Origin of the sequence: Streptomyces sp. NPDC056503 (assembly GCF_042794995.1) — a bacterium.
Classification (GTDB): Bacteria; Actinomycetota; Actinomycetes; order Streptomycetales; family Streptomycetaceae; genus Streptomyces.
The window spans coordinates 1-1327 of sequence record NZ_JBHTST010000280.1 but is presented as its reverse complement, the minus strand read 5'-3'; the positions used below and the strand labels follow the sequence as shown (position 1 = coordinate 1327).

General features: G+C 38.5%; 1 protein-coding gene. It reads left to right on the top strand.

Annotated features, from left to right (window positions below; all coding sequences use genetic code 11):
• A partial coding sequence (locus ACFQ8C_RS37035; RefSeq protein ID WP_383466362.1) for a thioester domain-containing protein occupies positions 1–1327 on the top strand: 1327 nt, incomplete at both ends.

The following is a 1327-nucleotide window of genomic DNA, read 5'->3' as shown; positions in this document are numbered from 1 at the left end:
GGTGAACAACAAGCTAAGGAAGATGTTGAATATCTAACAACAAACTCAAAAGGTGAACTAATGTATGGAGATGAGATCCTATATGTTGGTGCTGGTAACGAAAAAATACCTGCAAAACTTGATAACCTTATGAAAAATGGAGTACAACAGAAACTATCTTTTGCATCTGAAGTTAAATCAGTTATATTTGGTCGGAATGTAAGTGCTGCTTCTGCACCTGACATTGAGTATAAAGGGCAGATTAGTTACGGTGGTTCAGTCGTTGGAGATTTTCGAGTAAACGGGGAACAAGCTTTTTGTATAGAGCATGAAAAACCAACACCAGCAACTGGAGCCTCATACCAAACACCCTTACCTTACGATAATGCTAAGATTGCGAGAGCGTTGTATTTTGGTTGGGGTGGACCTGAGAATATCTTTGGAAGCGATAAAAACAGGGGGATTGTAGTAACATCTTTAATTTTATCACGTTTGTACGATGGTAATTATGCAGGTGGACAAAGTCTCTCAGGATATGACAAACTGTGGGATTTATCGCAAAGCGGTGAGATACCTGATGATGACATATCAATGTACAGAGAAAAGCTAACTATAAATTTTGAAGATGGTGTACAAAAAACACAAGCAACTAAGTACCAAGCAGATAAGAACAATACTTTAACATTCAGTATTCCAGATGAAGTTAAACTTGTAAATGAAACAACAGGGAAAACAAAACGTGGTGGTTCTGTAACAGTAGCAGGCGGAGACTGGTTCCACTTTGAGGCACCATCTGATTACGCAGGTAAGATAGATACAGGAGAAAAAGCTGGTAGCCTAAAAGGTTATAGACCAATAGTATCTAAACCTAAGTCGACAGGTTATCAGACGTTAGGTTATGGTGAGTGGTTTACTGATCCTAATAATACTGTACGTATTCAAGCGCAGTTTGAAAAGCAGGAAGTAACCATGTGGATTGACCACAAGGATAGACAAACTGGAGAAAAGATATTAGGGGAGAAGAAAACAGTCACCATCGGAGATAGTTATACAGTATCTTCTAAAACTGGTCTTAAATCTGATGGGAAGGAAGCAATTTTAGATGATGATCAGTCTAAGAAGGGGACTGTTCCAGATAAGAACTTCACTGTAACGTTCTATTACACAACGGCATGGGATGTTAGAGCAGAATACAAAGACTTTCAAACAGGTGAAACCATTAGAAAAACAGATACAATTGGAACGTACAAAGTAGGCAAGAAGTACAGTTTTAATGCCAGAACAGATATTACTTATAACGATATTGCCTATAAGTTAAGAGGTTCTGCGGCGAAGTCAGGAACCATGC